A 15,556-nucleotide genomic window follows, 5' to 3' on the forward strand; every position below is an offset into this window, starting at 1 on the left:
GGAGCGCTCCATGGTCGAAGATGTAGAAATCAATCGCCTCTACTGGCACAGCCGTCGCGGCATGCTGGAGTTGGATGTGTTGCTGGTGCCTTTCACCAAGGAGGTCTACGCGACGCTCAATCAAGTGGATCGCGACCTCTATGTCCGCCTGCTGACGTGCGAAGACCAGGACATGTTCGGCTGGTTCATGGAACGCGCCGAATCGGAAGACCCGGAGCTGCAGCGCATGGTCCGGATGATCCTGGATCGTGTCCAGCCCAAGTAACAGCTTTGAATGCTGCTGGCAGGCCTCACGGCTGTTGCTGGCGGCGTATCTCCTTGCCCAGCTGTTTGCGCTGGGCGCCTTGATGTTCGTGCAACTTCCTTTTGCGAGCCTTGGCATGCTGGCGTGCCTGGCGCACGCCGCCTGGGTTTTGCCGCGCGCTGTCCTGTTGACTCACCGTTCGTCGATTTGTGGCCTGCGCCGCGATGCAGACGGTTGGCAGCTGTGGAGTGCTGCGCGGGGCTGGCACAGCGTGCAGTTGCGTCCCGACAGCCTGGCGTTGCCGTTGATCGTGGTGCTGCGTTATCGGGTGCAGGGCGAACGGCGGGTACGTTCGGTCTGTGTGCCGAGGGATGCGCAGGCCGCCGATGTGCACCGGCGCCTGCGCGTACGCCTGAAGTTCAGCCGCCGTAGGTGGTTGGCACCAGAATAGTGTCGCGGGCCTCGGGCAGCATCTGCGGATAGTCGAGGGTGTAATGCAGGCCACGGCTCTCCTTGCGCTCCATGGCCGAGCGGATCATCAGTTCGGCGACCTGGGCCAGGTTGCGCAGCTCGATCAGGTCGCGGCTGACTTTGTAGTTGCTGTAGAACTCGTCGATCTCGTCCAGCAGCAGCCGTACGCGATGTTGCGCCCGTTGCAGGCGCTTGTTGGTGCGCACGATCCCTACGTAGTCCCACATGAAACGGCGCAGCTCGTCCCAGTTGTGCGCGATGATCACGTCTTCGTCCGAGTCGGTCACCTGGCTGGCATCCCAGCGGGGCAGGGCGGCCGGCACCGGAATGCGCGGCAGTTGTTCAAGGATGTCCGCCGCTGCAGAGCGCGCATAGACGAAGCATTCGAGCAGCGAGTTGCTGGCCATGCGGTTGGCACCGTGCAGGCCGGTGAAGCTGGTTTCGCCAATCGCGTACAGGCCGGGCACGTCGGTGCGACCGTGCTGGTCGACCATCACGCCGCCGCAGGTGTAGTGCGCGGCCGGCACCACCGGGATCGGGCCTTTGGTGATGTCGATGTTGAACGTCAGGCAGCGCTCGTAGACGGTGGGGAAGTGGGTCTTGATGAAGGCTTCGGGTTTGTGGCTGATGTCGAGATACACGCAGTCGATACCCAGGCGCTTCATCTCATGGTCGATAGCGCGGGCGACGATGTCGCGCGGAGCCAGTTCGGCGCGCGGGTCGAAGCGCTGCATGAAACGTTCGCCATTGGGCAGTTTCAGGTGGGCGCCTTCGCCACGCAGGGCTTCGGTGATCAGGAAACTCTTGGCCTGTGGGTGATACAGGCAGGTGGGGTGGAACTGGTTGAATTCTAGGTTGGCCACCCGGCAGCCCGAACGCCAGGCCATGGCGATGCCGTCACCGCAGGCACCGTCAGGGTTACTGGTATAGAGGTAGACCTTGGCCGCGCCGCCAGAGGCGAGGATGGTGAAGCGTGCGCCGTAGGTGTCGACTTCGCCGCTGCCCCGGTTGAGCACGTAGGCGCCGAGGCAGCGCTCGCCGTCCAGGCCCAGGCGTTTTTCGGTGATCAGGTCGACGGCGACGCGTTGCTCCATCAATTCGATGTTGGGGCGTTGGCGCGCCTGGTCGAGGAGTGTCCTGAAAATAGCAGCGCCGGTGGCGTCGGCGGCGTGGATGATGCGACGGTGGCTGTGGCCGCCTTCGCGAGTCAGGTGGAACTCGAAGCCGCCGTCGTCGCTGCCTGCGTGTTCATCGCGGGTAAAGGGGACGCCCTGGTCTATCAGCCATTGGATGGCCTCGCGGCTATGCTCGACGGTGAAACGCACCGCTTCTTCATTGCACAGGCCGCCGCCGGCGTTCAGGGTGTCTTCGACATGGGATTGCACCGTATCGGTGTCGTCCAGCACGGCAGCGACACCGCCCTGGGCCCAGAATGTCGAGCCGTTGGCCAGGTCGCCTTTGCTCAGTACCGCAATGCGCAGGTGGCTGGGGAGGGTCAGCGCAAGGCTCAAACCGGCCGCGCCGCTGCCGATCACCAGGACATCGTGTTGAAACTGTTGGCTCATTGGAAGGATTCCGCAAAAAGCGATCCGAAGAGGTGGCGCAAACAGGACGCCTGAATCGGCGAATCAAAGGGTCACACGGGCTACTAGTATATAGAGGGGTGGAGCGGCACAATAGCCGGGCATTCGTGGCAATGTGAGATTACGGTGCACGGCTCGGGTAAAATCAGCCGGTTATTGAAGCGGGAACTTTTTGCATAGGCCCCGACTCAATAGCAGGTTGCCCGAAAGCTGGGAAAACGTTGAGTTTATTGGCCCGTCGGGAGCATTGGACGCGTCAGAAAACCGACGACAAGATTATTCGCGCAGTCGGCGTTGCCCGTGCTGCGTTTTTCGTGTGTGCCAAATCAGTGCGTGCCGGAAACTTGCTTGAAGGGGGAGAACTTTTGCGAAAAGACCGAGTCTATGTTTGCAAGCCTGATCGTTTAGTTATGCAAGCCTCCTTCAAGTACTACGAGGAGTGTTCATGCTAACCCAGGAAGAGGATCAGCAGCTGGTCGAGCGCGTTCAACGCGGCGACAAGCGAGCTTTTGATCTGCTAGTGCTGAAATACCAGCACAAAATTCTCGGGTTGATCGTGCGGTTTGTGCACGACACCCATGAAGCGCAGGACGTTGCACAGGAAGCCTTTATCAAGGCGTACCGTGCACTTGGTAACTTTCGCGGTGATAGTGCGTTTTACACGTGGCTATACCGAATCGCCATCAACACGGCGAAGAACTATCTGGTGTCTCGCGGGCGCCGCCCACCGGATAGCGATGTAAGTTCAGAAGATGCGGAATTTTACGATGGTGATCACGGCCTCAAGGATCTCGAGTCGCCGGAGCGTGCATTGCTGCGCGACGAGATCGAAGGCACCGTTCATCGCACAATTCAGCAACTGCCAGAAGATTTGCGTACGGCGTTAACTTTACGTGAATTTGATGGTCTGAGTTACGAAGACATTGCGAGCGTCATGCAGTGTCCGGTGGGGACTGTAAGGTCACGGATTTTCCGGGCCCGGGAAGCCATCGATAAAGCCTTGCAACCGTTGTTGCAGGAAAACTAAAGACAGCGGCGACAGCCAAGAGAGGAACCGCCATGAGTCGTGATGCCCTGCAGGAATCGCTGTCCGCAGTGATGGATAACGAAGCGGATGAACTGGAACTTCGTCGAGTGCTCAACGCATTTGATGATGCCGAAACCCGTGATACCTGGTCTCGTTACCAAGTCGCTCGGGCGGTGATGCACAAGGATCTTCTAATCCCTCGTCTGGATATTGCTGCGGCCGTTTCTGCTGCGCTGGCTGATGAAGCCGTTCCGGCAAAAGCTGCTCGTGGTCCATGGCGTAGCCTGGGTCGCCTGGCAGTTGCTGCCTCGGTAACTGTTGCCGTGCTTGCTGGTGTTCGCCTGTACAACCAGGACGAAATCGCCGGTGCCGAACTGGCCCAACAGACTCAGCAACCGGTCATGGCCGGTCCGCAAGTCAAAGGCCCAGCGGTATTGGCCGGCTACAAGGAAAGCTCTGACACCACCGGCCCGATGGCCAACGGTGTACTGCAAGGGCAATCCGGCTGGCAAGACCAGCGTCTTCCAGGCTACCTGCGCCAACATGCACAGGAGTCGGCTCTGAAGGGCACTGAAAGCGCTCTGCCTTATGCTCGTGCAGCAAGCCTGGAAAACCGCTAATCCGTAAGGAGCTCTATGCGAGCCATACCGCTCCTTACGCTTTTGCTCAGTGGTTGGTTTGCACTCCCCGCCCACGCCGATGAAGCCCAAGACTGGCTGACTCGACTTGGGCGTGCAGAGCAACAGCAAAGCTTTCAAGGTACGTTCGTTTATGAACGTAACGGCAGTTTTTCCACCCATGACATCTGGCATCGTGTCCAAGATGGTCAGGTCCGTGAGCGGCTCTTGCAGCTCGATGGCTCTGCCCAGGAAGTCGTGCGGTTGGATGGCCGGACACAATGCGTCAGCGGCACCCTCGTCGCAGGCATTGGCAATTCTCGTGATGCACCGTCACGTGCGCTCGATCCGCAAAAACTCAATCAATTCTACGAATTGGCCGTCATTGGCAAATCGCGCGTGGCCGGTCGAAATGCGGTCATCGTATCGATCACGCCGCGTGACCAGTACCGTTATGGTTTTGAACTGCACCTGGATAGGGAGACCGCGCTGCCGCTCAAGTCCTTGCTGCTGAATGATCAAGGACAACTATTGGAGCGCTTCCAGTTCACGCGACTGAACACATCTGTCGTGCCTGACGATCGCGATCTGCAGCCCAGCAGCGAATGCACACCTATCGCCGCCGCCAATCGCGAAGCACTGGAGGTGCAATCTACCGAGACTTGGCATCTGGAATGGTTGCCACCGGGTTTCCAACTGACCAATACCAGTGCCCGCAAAGACGCCAACACCAAATCGATCGTCGACAGCCTGATGTATGAAGACGGGCTGGCGCGTTTCTCGGTGTTTCTGGAGCCCATCAGCGATGCGAGTGTTACGGAAACCCGCACTCAGCTGGGCCCTACGGTTGCCGTTTCGCGTCGCCTGAATACGGTGGACGGCGAAATGATGGTGACGGTGGTGGGTGAAATACCCATCGGCACCGCAGAGCGCATCGCGCTATCGGTACGCGGTGAAAAAAAGCCGGCCGCCCAACCGTGAGTCGTTAATCCTATGTTCATCCTGAGGTTTCACTTTATTCCCATGCCAGGTTGGCTGCCGAGAGCATGTCTGGATCAGCATTTTCACTTGCAAAAAATCCCCATGTTTTTTATAGGTCAGGGCTTGTCGGCTCTGGCCTTGTTTTGTTCGCGGAACAAAGATGTCGGTCGCAGTTTCCGGCGTTTCTTGAACCCTGTCGCTCAACCCTGCTCGTCGTAACGGGAGCTGTATGTCGATACCACGTTTGAAGTCTTACCTATCCATAGTCGCCACGGTGTTGGTGCTGGGTCAGGCGTTGCCTGCGCAAGCAGTCGAGCTGCCTGACTTCACCCAATTGGTCGAGCAAGCCTCACCTGCCGTGGTGAACATCAGTACCACGCAAAAACTGCCGGATCGCAAAGTCTCCAACCAGCAGATGCCGGACCTGGAAGGCCTGCCGCCAATGCTGCGCGAGTTCTTTGAGCGCGGCATGCCGCAACAGCGCGCACCCCGTGGCGGTGGTGGGGGGCAGCGAGAGGCTCAGTCCCTGGGCTCGGGTTTCATCATTTCGCCAGACGGTTACATCCTTACCAACAACCACGTGATTGCCGACGCTGACGAGATTCTCGTGCGCCTGGCCGATCGCAGTGAGCTTAAGGCCAAGCTTGTCGGTACCGATCCACGGTCCGATGTGGCCTTGCTGAAAATTGAGGGCAAGGACCTGCCCGTGTTGAAGCTGGGCAAATCCCAGGACCTGAAAGCCGGGCAGTGGGTAGTTGCCATCGGTTCGCCGTTTGGTTTTGACCATACCGTGACCCAAGGCATCGTCAGCGCCATTGGCCGCAGCCTTCCGAACGAAAACTACGTGCCGTTCATCCAGACCGACGTGCCGATCAACCCGGGCAACTCCGGTGGTCCGCTGTTCAACCTGGCGGGCGAAGTCGTGGGGATCAACTCGCAGATCTATACCCGTTCCGGTGGTTTCATGGGCGTATCGTTCGCGATCCCGATCGACGTGGCCATGGACGTTTCCAATCAGCTGAAAAGCGGTGGCAAGGTCAGCCGTGGTTGGTTGGGCGTAGTAATTCAGGAAGTGAACAAAGACTTGGCTGAATCCTTCGGTCTCGACAAGCCGGCCGGTGCGCTGGTCGCACAGATCCAGGATGACGGCCCGGCTGCTAAAGGCGGCCTGCAAGTTGGCGACGTGATCCTGAGCATGAACGGCCAGCCGGTCGTCATGTCCGCCGACTTGCCGCACCTGGTAGGTGCGCTCAAGGCGGGTAGCAAAGCCAAGCTGGAAGTGATCCGCGAAGGCAAGCGCCAGACTGTTGAACTGACCGTGGGCGCAATCCCTGAAGAAGGCGCCACCCTGGATGCCCTTGGCAACACCAAGCCGGGCGCCGAGCGCAGCAGCAACCGCCTGGGTATCGCCGTAGCCGAGCTGACCGCTGAGCAGAAAAAGAGCTTCGATCTCAAGAGCGGCGTCGTGATCAAGGAAGTGCAGGACGGTCCTGCTGCCCTGATCGGCCTGCAGCCAGGTGATGTCATCACCCACCTGAACAATCAGGCGATCGAGACCACCAAGCAGTTCACTGACATCGCCAAGGCGTTGCCGAAGAACCGCTCGGTCTCGATGCGTGTGTTGCGTCAGGGCCGCGCCAGCTTCATTACCTTCAAACTGGCTGAGTAAGTCGGTAAAAACAAAAAGCCCCGCTTTCGTTTAACGAAGGCGGGGCTTTTTTGTGCCTGGTGTTTTAGCTCATCATCCCTTTGACCAGGCGTTCCTGTTCGATCAACTCACGCTGGCGTGCATCGATGCGCGACGACAGCGGGAAATTGCTGCCGGCGCGACGCTTGGCGAAATCCAATTGCTGAATGGCCTGCTGGAAATCACCGACCAGCGCAAAGTACTCGGCGCGGGCCTGATGCAAACCGATGATGTTGCCCGACAAGCCGCGCGTCTCAGCGACCTGGTACCACACGTCCGGGTCATCCGGGCGAGACTTGAGCAGACCGTCCAGTGCCTTTTCTGCATCCGCTGTGCGGTTCTGCTTGAGCAGCAGGTCTACGCGCACCTGATTCAACGGATAGTTACCCGGATACTGGGTGAGCATCCGATCCGTACGTTGCTGGGCATCCGGCAGACGGCTGTTGTCGATGTCCAGCTGGATCTGCGCCAGGTTGTAAGTGATGTCGTTGGGCGCCTTGGCCAGCAGCGGCGCAAGGTTTTCCCGAGCCTGCTTGAATTGGGAGCCTTTGATCTGGGCGATCGCCAGGCCATAGCGCGCCACATCGTTCTTCGGGTTTTCGTCGAGCTGCGCCTGGAAACGCTTGGCGGCAAGACCTGGCGTGTCTTCGTATTGCAACTGCACCCGTGCGCGGATCAGCTGATAGCGCTGGCTGTCTTCCTTGCCGCCAGGTTTGGACTGTTCGGCGCGGTTGCGGGTATCGGCGATCCGCGATTCGGTGACCGGGTGCGTCAACAGGAACTCCGGCGGTTTGGCGTCGAAGCGGTATTGGCGCATCAGTCGTTCGAACATGGTCGGCATGGAGCGCGGGTCATAACCGGCTTTTTCCAGGTTGAGGATGCCGATACGGTCAGCCTCTTGTTCATTCTGGCGAGAGAACCGACGTTGTTCCTGGATCGCCGCGGCCTGGGTGCCGGCAATCGCGGCAATACCCGCATCGCCTGCACCCGCCGCAGCGGCAATGATGCCGCCGAGCAGGGCGGCCATCATCGGAATCTGCATGCGCTGTTGCGCTTCAACGCCACGGGCGAAGTGGCGTTGGGACAAGTGCGCCAGTTCGTGAGCCAGTACCGAGGCATATTCCCCTTCGGTCTGGGCGTTGAGGAACAGGCCGCCGTTGACGCCGACGATGCCGCCCGGTGCGGCAAAGGCGTTCAGTTGCGGGCTGTTGATCAGGATGAATTCCAGGCGCCGGTCGTTGACCTGGCTAGTCTCCACCAGCTTGTACACGCTGGTTTCGACGTAGTCCTTGAGCTGCGGATCGTTGAGTTGCGAGACCTGGCCCCGCAGGTAGGCCAGCCAGGCGCGGCCCAGCTGGTATTCCTGTTGTGGCGAGACAATGGCAGAACTGGCGTCGCCAAGTGACGGCAGGTCGTCAGCGAAGCCTGGGGAGGCCAGCAGGCAAGCCAGCGTCAGCAGGGTAGGGCGCAAAAAAGTCATGCACAGAGCCTTTCGACAAAGAGCTTACTGTAGCCGGACACTGAGCTTCGGACCAGATATTCTAAGCAACCCAAACGCGTGCCCGGAGTAAAACCATGACCGACGCTGTAGCCTTTGATGCCGAACTCGATGCCAGCGGCCTCAATTGCCCGTTGCCCTTGCTCAAGGCCAAGTTGGAACTCAACCGGCTGGCCAGTGGCGCAGTGCTCAAGGTGATCGCCACGGACGCTGGCTCCCAGCGTGATTTCCGTACGTTTGCCAAGTTGGCCGGCCACACGCTGTTGCATGAAGAAGACGCCGTCGGTGTTTACCGTTACTGGTTGCGCAAGGCCTGAACCGTTTGCCCCATCACCCGAGGTTGATTGATGTTCAAAGTGTTACGAGACTGGATCCAGCGCTACTTCTCCGATGAAGAAGCCGTGGTGCTGGCGGTCCTGCTGTTTCTGGCCTTTACGGCCGTACTCACCTTGGGCGGCATGCTGGCGCCGGTATTGGCGGGGATGGTGCTGGCTTACCTGATGCAGGGCCTGGTCACTACGCTGGAGCGCCTGCGCCTGCCGGGTGGTGCGGCGGTAGGGCTGGTGTTCGCCTTGTTCATGAGTTTGTTGGTGCTGTTTATCGTGGTGGTATTGCCGCTGCTATGGCATCAGTTGATCACCCTGTTCAATGAACTGCCCGGCATGCTCGCCAAGTGGCAGTCGCTGTTGCTGTTGTTGCCGGAGCGCTACCCGCATTTGGTGTCGGACGAACAGGTGCTGCAAGCCATCGAAGTGGCGCGCGGAGAGATCGGAAAATTCGGGCAATGGGCGCTGACCTTTTCCCTGTCCAGCCTGCCGCTGCTGGTCAACATCATGATCTACCTGGTGCTGGTGCCGATCCTGGTGTTCTTCTTCCTCAAGGACCGCGCCATGATTGGTCGCTGGGTGCGAGGCTACCTCCCACGTGAGCGTGCGTTGATTACCCGGGTGGCGGAGGAAATGAACCGGCAGATCGCCAACTACATTCGCGGCAAGGTCATCGAGATCATTATCTGCGGGGGCGTGACCTACATCGCCTTCATCGCCCTGGACTTGAACTACGCGGCCTTGTTGGCCTTGCTGGTGGGGATTTCGGTGGTGGTGCCCTACGTCGGCGCCGTGGTGGTGACGGTGCCCGTGACCTTGATCGCCTTGTTCCAGTGGGGCTGGAGCGACCAGTTCATCTATCTGATGGCGGTTTACGGGATCATCCAGACCCTGGATGGCAACGTGCTGGTGCCGCTGTTGTTCTCGGAGGCCGTCAACCTGCACCCGGTTGCGATCATCTGCGCGGTGCTGTTGTTCGGTGGGTTATGGGGATTCTGGGGCGTGTTTTTTGCGATCCCGCTGGCGACGCTGTTCAAGGCGGTGCTGGATGCGTGGCCGCGGCAGGAGCCGGTGGTTGCGCCGATGTTGTAACAATTGGGGCGAACAGGGGTGTTCGCCCCAAGGCTTCAAGCCTTGTTCAAAGCCTGCGCCGCCGCCAGCACGGCATCCACATGCCCTGGCACTTTCACGCCACGCCATTCCTGGCGCAGCACGCCATCTTTGTCGATCAGGAAGGTGCTGCGATCCACGCCCAGGTATTCCTTGCCGTACAGCTTCTTCAGCTTGATCACATCAAACAGCTGGCAAACCGCTTCATCCTTGTCACTGATCAGCTCGAAGGGGAACGCCTGCTTGCCCTTGAAGTTCTCGTGGGATTTCACGCTGTCACGCGATACGCCGAACACCTCGGTGTTGGCCGCCTTGAACGCTGCGTACTGGTCACGAAAGCCCTGGCCTTCAGTGGTGCAGCCCGGTGTGCTGTCCTTCGGGTAGAAGTAGATCACCACTTGCTTGCCCTTGAGGGCGGCAAGGCTGAAGGTCTGGCCGCTGGTGGCCTGGGCTGCGAAATCCGCTACGGGTTTGTCGATGACTACCGCCATGAAAACTTCCTTACATTGGGTTCTGTGGGCGCCATGGCTCGATCAAGGCGTCGAGGTTCAGCGCATCGGCGAAATCCAGGAACTGGTCGCGCAACCAGCTGATCTGCACGCCAGCCGGCAACGTTACGGTAAACGTAGCGTTAAGCATGGTGCCGCCGGTTTGCGGGGCCTGATAGGTGTCGCAGGTCAGGTTTTCCAGCTCGACGTTGTGGTCGATGAAGAACTGGCATAGCTCGTTGACGATATCCGAGCGATACGCCGAACTGACGTAAGCCACATACGGCAGCGCCTGGGGACGATTCTCCAGGGCAGCGCTGCGCACCACGTTGACGGTGAAGTCATGTTTCTTGGCCAGGCCCGGCAGGCCGGTTTCCAGGCGCGCCAGGGCATCCCAGGTGCCGGAGATCTGCAGGACCAGCGCGCTGCACTCGCCGTGGCGGGTCAGGCGGGAGGTCACGACGGCGCAGCGGTTTTCATGGCTGGCGCGGCACAGGACGTTGGTCAGCTCCATGGGGTTGGCGCCGAGGGCACTGATAACAAGGAATTGTTCGCGAACTGTGGGGGTGGACATGCAGCCTTCCTAAAACGATGAGCGGTCGATACCGTGTGGGCTGTATCGATCAAAGGATGAAGGGTAGCGAAAACCGTCGCCAAGGGATAGGAGGTGGCGTTTTCATTGCGTGACCGGTCTGATTTCATCGTGCTTCAGGGCGTGCTTTTGCCCAATGATGGCATTGCCCGTCGTTTAGTTGCGCCAGAACGCATCCTCAGGCGGTACTTCGCTTGTGCAAGCATCTTGGCGCCAGTACCATTACGGCTCTCTTTTTCCGGCAGGAGCGGTTGCATGATTGCGGGCAGTATGGTGGCACTGGTCACACCCATGGATGCACAAGGTCATCTCGACTGGGACAGCCTGGGCAAACTGGTGGACTTCCACCTGCAAGAAGGCACCAACGCCATCGTGGCGGTCGGCACCACCGGTGAATCGGCCACCCTAGACGTGGAAGAACACATCCAGGTCATCGAATTCGTGGTCAAGCGTGTCGCGGGCCGTATTGCCGTGATCGCCGGTACGGGCGCCAACTCGACGCGTGAAGCCATCGAGCTGACCAAAAACGCCAAGAAGGCCGGTGCCGATGCCTGCCTGCTGGTGACTCCGTACTACAACAAGCCGACCCAGGAAGGCCTGTACCAGCACTTCCGCGCCATTGCCGAAGCGGTCGACATCCCGCAGATCCTCTATAACGTACCGGGTCGTACCGCGTGCGATATGAAGGCCGAGACCGTGATCCGACTGTCCACCGTACCGAACATCATCGGTATCAAGGAAGCCACCGGCGACCTGCAGCGCGCCAAGGACATCCTGGCCGGCGTGAGCAGTGATTTCCTGGTGTATTCCGGTGACGACGCCACCGCTGTCGAGCTGATCCTGCTGGGCGGCAAGGGCAACATCTCCGTGACCGCCAACGTGGCCCCGCGTGCCATGAGCGAAATGTGCGCCGCCGCTATCGCCGGCGACGCCGTGGCCGCCCGCGCGATCCACGAGAAGCTGATGCCGCTCAACAAGACACTGTTTATCGAATCCAACCCTATTCCCGTGAAGTGGGCGCTGACTGAAATGGGCATGATGCCGGACGGTATCCGTCTGCCGCTCACCCGTCTCAGCGAAGCCTGTCACGAACCGCTGCGACAGGCCCTGCGCCAGTCCGGCGTCCTGGTTTAATTGAGGAAGCACTACGCATGAAGCGATTGGCCGGACTTTCCGCACTTGCCTTGATTATCTCCAGCACCAGTGGCTGCGGTTGGATCTGGGGCCCGGAAGGCTACTTCCGTGACCGCGGCAGCGATTACCTGGAAGCACAACCTACCAAACCGATGGAATTGCCGCCGGGCGTCAACGTCGCCAAGCGCCTTGACCCGTTGCTGCCGATCCCGCGCAACGTCGCCGACGACACCACTAAAGGTGAATACGTGGTGCCACGTCCACAGCCGATCTCGGCCGTGGCGGATGCCAGCGACTACAGCCTGCAGAAAAGCGGCGACTCGCGCTGGATCGTTGCGCAACGCCCACCTGCTGAAGTCTGGCCAGTGGCCGTGCAGTTCTTCCAGGACAACGGTTTCCGTATTGACGAACAGCGCCCGCAGACCGGTGAGTTCACCACCGCATGGCAGCAGGGCAGCGAGCTGTCCGCCACCATGGCCAAGCGCCTGCAGGCCGGTGGGGTAGCCGCCGACAGTGAAGCCCGTGTGCGTGTGCGCATCGAGCCAGGCGTGCAGCGTAATACCAGTGAAGTCTACGTGGTCAGCGCCGAGCGCCCGGCCGGCAGCACCGCCAACGTTGACTTCACCAACCGCTCGGTCAACACCGGTGTCGACTCGGCGCTGGTCGACGAGATGCTGGCCAGCATGAGCCGTATCTCCGAGAAGGGCGGTTCGGTTTCCCTGCTCGCCGCACGTGATTACGACACTCCGAGCCGTGTCAGCCTGACTGAAGACGGCAGCGGCAACGTGGTGCTTAACCTGGGTGAAGACCTCGACCGTGCATGGGCCAGTGTTGGCCGCGCGTTGGAGCAGGGCCCTTGGCGCGTTGAAGACATCAACCGCAGCCTGGGCCTGTACTACATCAACGTGGCGGAAAAGGCCGAGCGTAAAGACGACGAGCCTGGTTTCTTCGGCAAACTGTTCGGCAGCAAGCCGACCAAGGAAGAGATCGAGACCCGCGCCGAGCGCTACCAGGTTCGGTTGAGCAAGGTGGGCGACAGCGTGCAGGTCACCGTCGAGAAGAACATCAATACCGTTGCGCCGGCTGAAACAGCGCGCAAAGTGTTGGGCGTGATTCAGGACAACCTGGGCTGATCCGATGCGTTTTGCCGTTCTCGGCAGCGGTAGCCAAGGGAACGGCACGCTGGTCGCACATGACGACACGTATGTGCTGGTGGATTGTGGTTTCTCGTTAAAAGAAACCGAGCGGCGCCTGCTGCGCCTGGGGGTTCACCCCGCGCAGCTGAGCGCGATTCTGGTGACCCACGAACATGCCGACCACGTGCATGGCGTGGGTTTGCTGTCTCGGCGCTACAATCTTCCGGTGTACCTCAGTCGCGGCACCTTGCGCGGGATGCGCAAGCCCATTGAACCCGCAGGTTTCCTGGCCGGTGGCGAGCAGTTGCAAATCGGCGCCTTGAGCATCGATGTGATTGCCGTGGCGCACGACGCCCAGGAGCCGACGCAGTACGTCTTCAGTGACGGTGAGCGGCGCCTTGGCGTGCTGACCGACCTGGGCTCCTACTGCACCAAGGTACTGGACGGTTACCGGAACCTCGATGCCTTGATGATCGAGTCCAACCACTGCAGAGACCTGTTGGCTCGTGGTCATTACCCCTACTTCCTCAAGCAGCGGGTGGGCGGCGAACTGGGACATTTGAACAACCACCAGGCGGCGTACCTGGTGTATGAGTTGGGCTGGCAAGACTTGCAACACCTGGTCCTGGCCCACCTGAGCAGCAAGAACAACCTGCCGCAGCTGGCCCGGCAATGTTTTGTCGACACCCTCGGGTGCGACCCGGACTGGCTGCAACTGGCCGATCAAGATTCAGGGCTCGACTGGCGACACATCGCCTAGCCCACCATTTAGCAAGCGGAGCCCATCATGGAAAAACGTGAAGAACTCTACCGCGGCAAAGCCAAGTCGGTGTACAAGACCGACGACGCCAACCGCCTGATCCTGCTGTTTCGCAACGACACCTCGGCGTTCGACGGCAAGCGCATCGAACAACTTGATCGCAAGGGCATGGTGAACAACAAGTTCAACGCCTTCATCATGCAGAAGCTCGAAGCGGCCGGCATCCCGACCCAATTCGACAAGCTGCTGGGCGACAACGAGTGCCTGGTCAAGAAGCTCGACATGATCCCGGTTGAATGCGTCGTGCGTAACTACGCCGCCGGCAGCCTGGTCAAGCGCCTGGGCGTGGAAGAGGGCCTCAAGCTCAACCCGTACACCTTCGAGCTGTTCCTGAAGGACGACGCCAAGGGCGACCCGTTCATCAACGAATCCCACGTCGTGGCATTCGGCTGGGGCACCGCTGAGCAACTGGCACGCATGAAGGAGCTGTCCCTCAAGGTCAACGACGTGCTGAGCAAGCTGTTCGACGACGCCGGCCTGCTGCTGGTGGACTTCAAGCTCGAGTTCGGCGTGTTCCACGACGGCTCCATCGTGCTGGGCGACGAATTCAGCCCGGACGGCTGCCGCCTGTGGGACAAGGACACCAAGAAGAAGATGGACAAAGACCGCTTCCGCCAGGGCCTCGGTGATGTGATCGAAGCCTACGAAGAAGTCGCCAATCGTCTCGGCGTACCGCTTTAATCGACGCAAGCATCTGATAGCACGGAAAAAAATCGCTTCGGCGCTTTGCATCCACGAATCATGCTGTTATGATGCGCGCCGTTGGAGAGATGCCAGAGTGGCCGAATGGGACGGATTCGAAATCCGTTGTACCTTCACCGGTACCTAGGGTTCGAATCCCTATCTCTCCGCCATTATTGAAGAACGAAAAACCCTGATAACTTAATTGTTGTTGGGGTTTTTTTGTTTGGGGCAGAAATTCCCGGGTGAATTCTGCTACGGTCATTCATCAGATGGCACGTGGGACGCAACATGAACTTTGAACAAGTGTTGGCGCATTTATTGGCTGGTCTCCCTGATCTGATGGCTGTCTATGTATTTGGTAGTCAAGCGACAGGGGGGGCGCATGCAGACAGTGATCTGGACCTTGCAGTGCTTGCCGCCGGCCCAGTAGACCCGCTGCTGCTGTGGCAGATGGCTGGAGAACTCGCGGACATTGTGGCGGTGCCCGTTGACTTGCTGGATCTGCGGGCGGCATCCACCGTCATGCAATACCAGGTAATAACGACAGGACGTCGGCTCTGGAACAAGGACAGCCAAGCGGGTATTTTCGAGAGCTATATCCTCAGTGAAAAAACCGCATTAGATGCTGCAAGGGCAGGGTTGCTGGCCGATATTCAGAAGGAAGGAACAGTGCATGGTCGATGATGTGCTCATCAACAAAGCCTCGAGCATCGAGCGCTGTGTTGCTCGCGCTCGCGAAGAATACGAAAAGGACCCTGCGGGTTTCGCTACTGACTTCACTCGTCAAGATGCGGCGATTCTTAATATACAGCGTGCATGTGAAGCTGCGCTGGATATGGGGCAGCACCTGATTCGTCGTGAGCGACTGGGTGTTCCTCAGAGCGCGCGAGACGTGTTCGAGCTGTTATCTCGAGGCGGCTGGGTCAGTTCATCTCTGCTGACCAACCTGAAGAATATGGTCGGCTTTCGCAATATTGCAGTGCATGAGTACCAAACCCTTCAACTGCCGATCACTGTTGCGATCATCACTCAGCATTTAGGTGATTTTCTGGCGTTCAGTTCTTTTATCCTGATTAAGGATGCGGGCCAGCCAAGCGCTGGCGCAGATACTCGGCTGAAGTGAAAAAGGCCTGCTGAACTCGGTGCTCAGCAGGCCTG

General features: G+C 59.5%; 18 protein-coding genes and 1 tRNA gene. 15 read left to right on the forward strand and 4 right to left on the reverse strand.

From position 1 onward, the window contains the following. The first annotated feature begins 10 nt into the window (after positions 1 to 10). Positions 11 to 265: an FAD assembly factor SdhE gene (locus BLR69_RS28935; protein ID WP_014717362.1), complete on the forward strand. Its 255-nt coding sequence runs from the start codon at positions 11 to 13 to the stop codon at positions 263 to 265. Next, positions 249 to 695: a protein YgfX gene (locus tag BLR69_RS28940; RefSeq protein ID WP_071496801.1), complete on the forward strand. Its 447-nt coding sequence runs from the start codon at positions 249 to 251 to the stop codon at positions 693 to 695. Before BLR69_RS28935 ends, BLR69_RS28940 begins: the two co-directional genes overlap by 17 nt. Here BLR69_RS28940 and nadB read toward each other — a convergent pair. Continuing rightward, complete coding sequence (nadB, locus tag BLR69_RS28945) at positions 664 to 2,280, reverse strand: L-aspartate oxidase (protein ID WP_071496800.1); 1,617 nt, start codon at positions 2,278 to 2,280, stop codon at positions 664 to 666. The two genes, BLR69_RS28940 and nadB, sit on opposite strands and share 32 nt — an antisense overlap. 463 nt (positions 2,281 to 2,743) lie before the next feature. Here nadB and rpoE point away from each other — a divergent pair, with 463 nt between their 5' ends. From rpoE to BLR69_RS28965, 4 genes are all read left to right on the forward strand, one after another. Next, entirely contained in the window at positions 2,744 to 3,325 is a 582-nt protein-coding gene (gene rpoE / locus BLR69_RS28950) for an RNA polymerase sigma factor RpoE (RefSeq protein WP_003172477.1), read from the forward strand. A 32-nt stretch (positions 3,326 to 3,357) separates the two neighbouring features. Further along, a complete protein-coding gene (locus tag BLR69_RS28955; RefSeq protein ID WP_003172479.1) occupies positions 3,358 to 3,945 on the forward strand; it encodes a sigma-E factor negative regulatory protein in 588 nt (195 codons plus the stop codon). 15 nt (positions 3,946 to 3,960) lie between these two features. After that, positions 3,961 to 4,923: a MucB/RseB C-terminal domain-containing protein gene (locus BLR69_RS28960; RefSeq protein ID WP_071496799.1), complete on the forward strand. Its 963-nt coding sequence runs from the start codon at positions 3,961 to 3,963 to the stop codon at positions 4,921 to 4,923. Positions 4,924 to 5,152: 229 nt separating this feature from the next. After that, on the forward strand, positions 5,153 to 6,592 hold the full coding sequence (locus tag BLR69_RS28965) for a DegQ family serine endoprotease (RefSeq protein WP_071496798.1): 1,440 nt from the start codon (positions 5,153 to 5,155) through the stop codon (positions 6,590 to 6,592). Between the two features lie 64 nt (positions 6,593 to 6,656). Here the strand turns inward: BLR69_RS28965 and BLR69_RS28970 are convergent, their stop codons facing one another. After that, complete coding sequence (locus BLR69_RS28970) at positions 6,657 to 8,090, reverse strand: M48 family metalloprotease (RefSeq protein WP_071496797.1); 1,434 nt, start codon at positions 8,088 to 8,090, stop codon at positions 6,657 to 6,659. Between the two features lie 95 nt (positions 8,091 to 8,185). Between BLR69_RS28970 and BLR69_RS28975 the strand changes: the two genes are divergently transcribed. Both BLR69_RS28975 and BLR69_RS28980 read left to right on the forward strand, forming a co-directional pair. Beyond that, positions 8,186 to 8,425 carry a sulfurtransferase TusA family protein gene (locus tag BLR69_RS28975; protein ID WP_071496796.1) on the forward strand — a complete coding sequence of 80 codons (240 nt, stop codon included), beginning with the start codon at positions 8,186 to 8,188 and terminating at the stop codon, positions 8,423 to 8,425. A 30-nt stretch (positions 8,426 to 8,455) separates the two neighbouring features. Next, positions 8,456 to 9,526: an AI-2E family transporter gene (locus tag BLR69_RS28980; RefSeq protein WP_071496795.1), complete on the forward strand. Its 1,071-nt coding sequence runs from the start codon at positions 8,456 to 8,458 to the stop codon at positions 9,524 to 9,526. A 35-nt stretch (positions 9,527 to 9,561) separates the two neighbouring features. Here BLR69_RS28980 and BLR69_RS28985 read toward each other — a convergent pair whose 3' ends face one another. Continuing rightward, positions 9,562 to 10,035 (reverse strand): peroxiredoxin, encoded by a 474-nt coding sequence (locus tag BLR69_RS28985; protein WP_071496794.1) that lies wholly within the window; start codon positions 10,033 to 10,035, stop codon positions 9,562 to 9,564. A 10-nt stretch (positions 10,036 to 10,045) separates the two neighbouring features. After that, the gene (locus tag BLR69_RS28990) at positions 10,046 to 10,606 is read right to left on the reverse strand and encodes a glycine cleavage system protein R (RefSeq protein ID WP_003172487.1); all 561 of its coding nucleotides are present in this window, start codon (positions 10,604 to 10,606) and stop codon (positions 10,046 to 10,048) included. A gap of 273 nt (positions 10,607 to 10,879) precedes the next feature. On the opposite strand from BLR69_RS28990, the gene dapA reads away from it, so the two are divergent. The 7 genes from dapA (at position 10,880) to hepT (ending at position 15,521) form a co-directional block, all read left to right on the forward strand. After that, complete coding sequence (dapA, locus tag BLR69_RS28995) at positions 10,880 to 11,758, forward strand: 4-hydroxy-tetrahydrodipicolinate synthase (RefSeq protein ID WP_071496793.1); 879 nt, start codon at positions 10,880 to 10,882, stop codon at positions 11,756 to 11,758. Positions 11,759 to 11,775: 17 nt separating this feature from the next. Next, the gene (bamC, locus tag BLR69_RS29000) at positions 11,776 to 12,891 is read left to right on the forward strand and encodes an outer membrane protein assembly factor BamC (protein WP_071496792.1); all 1,116 of its coding nucleotides are present in this window, start codon (positions 11,776 to 11,778) and stop codon (positions 12,889 to 12,891) included. A 4-nt stretch (positions 12,892 to 12,895) separates the two neighbouring features. Further along, positions 12,896 to 13,654: an MBL fold metallo-hydrolase gene (locus tag BLR69_RS29005; RefSeq protein ID WP_071496791.1), complete on the forward strand. Its 759-nt coding sequence runs from the start codon at positions 12,896 to 12,898 to the stop codon at positions 13,652 to 13,654. 27 nt (positions 13,655 to 13,681) lie between these two features. Further along, a complete protein-coding gene (gene purC, locus BLR69_RS29010) occupies positions 13,682 to 14,395 on the forward strand; it encodes a phosphoribosylaminoimidazolesuccinocarboxamide synthase (protein ID WP_010212191.1) in 714 nt (237 codons plus the stop codon). Positions 14,396 to 14,478: 83 nt separating this feature from the next. Next, positions 14,479 to 14,568: transfer RNA gene (locus BLR69_RS29015), tRNA-Ser, on the forward strand. Positions 14,569 to 14,686: 118 nt separating this feature from the next. Then, positions 14,687 to 15,082, forward strand: coding sequence for a type VII toxin-antitoxin system MntA family adenylyltransferase antitoxin (gene mntA / locus BLR69_RS29020; protein ID WP_071496790.1), 396 nt, complete (start codon positions 14,687 to 14,689; stop codon positions 15,080 to 15,082). Then, positions 15,072 to 15,521: a type VII toxin-antitoxin system HepT family RNase toxin gene (gene hepT, locus BLR69_RS29025; RefSeq protein ID WP_071496789.1), complete on the forward strand. Its 450-nt coding sequence runs from the start codon at positions 15,072 to 15,074 to the stop codon at positions 15,519 to 15,521. Before mntA ends, hepT begins: the two co-directional genes overlap by 11 nt. Positions 15,522 to 15,556: the final 35 nt, after the last annotated feature.

It is taken from the genome of Pseudomonas azotoformans, from assembly GCF_900103345.1.
Taxonomy (GTDB): domain Bacteria; phylum Pseudomonadota; class Gammaproteobacteria; order Pseudomonadales; family Pseudomonadaceae; genus Aquipseudomonas; species Aquipseudomonas azotoformans.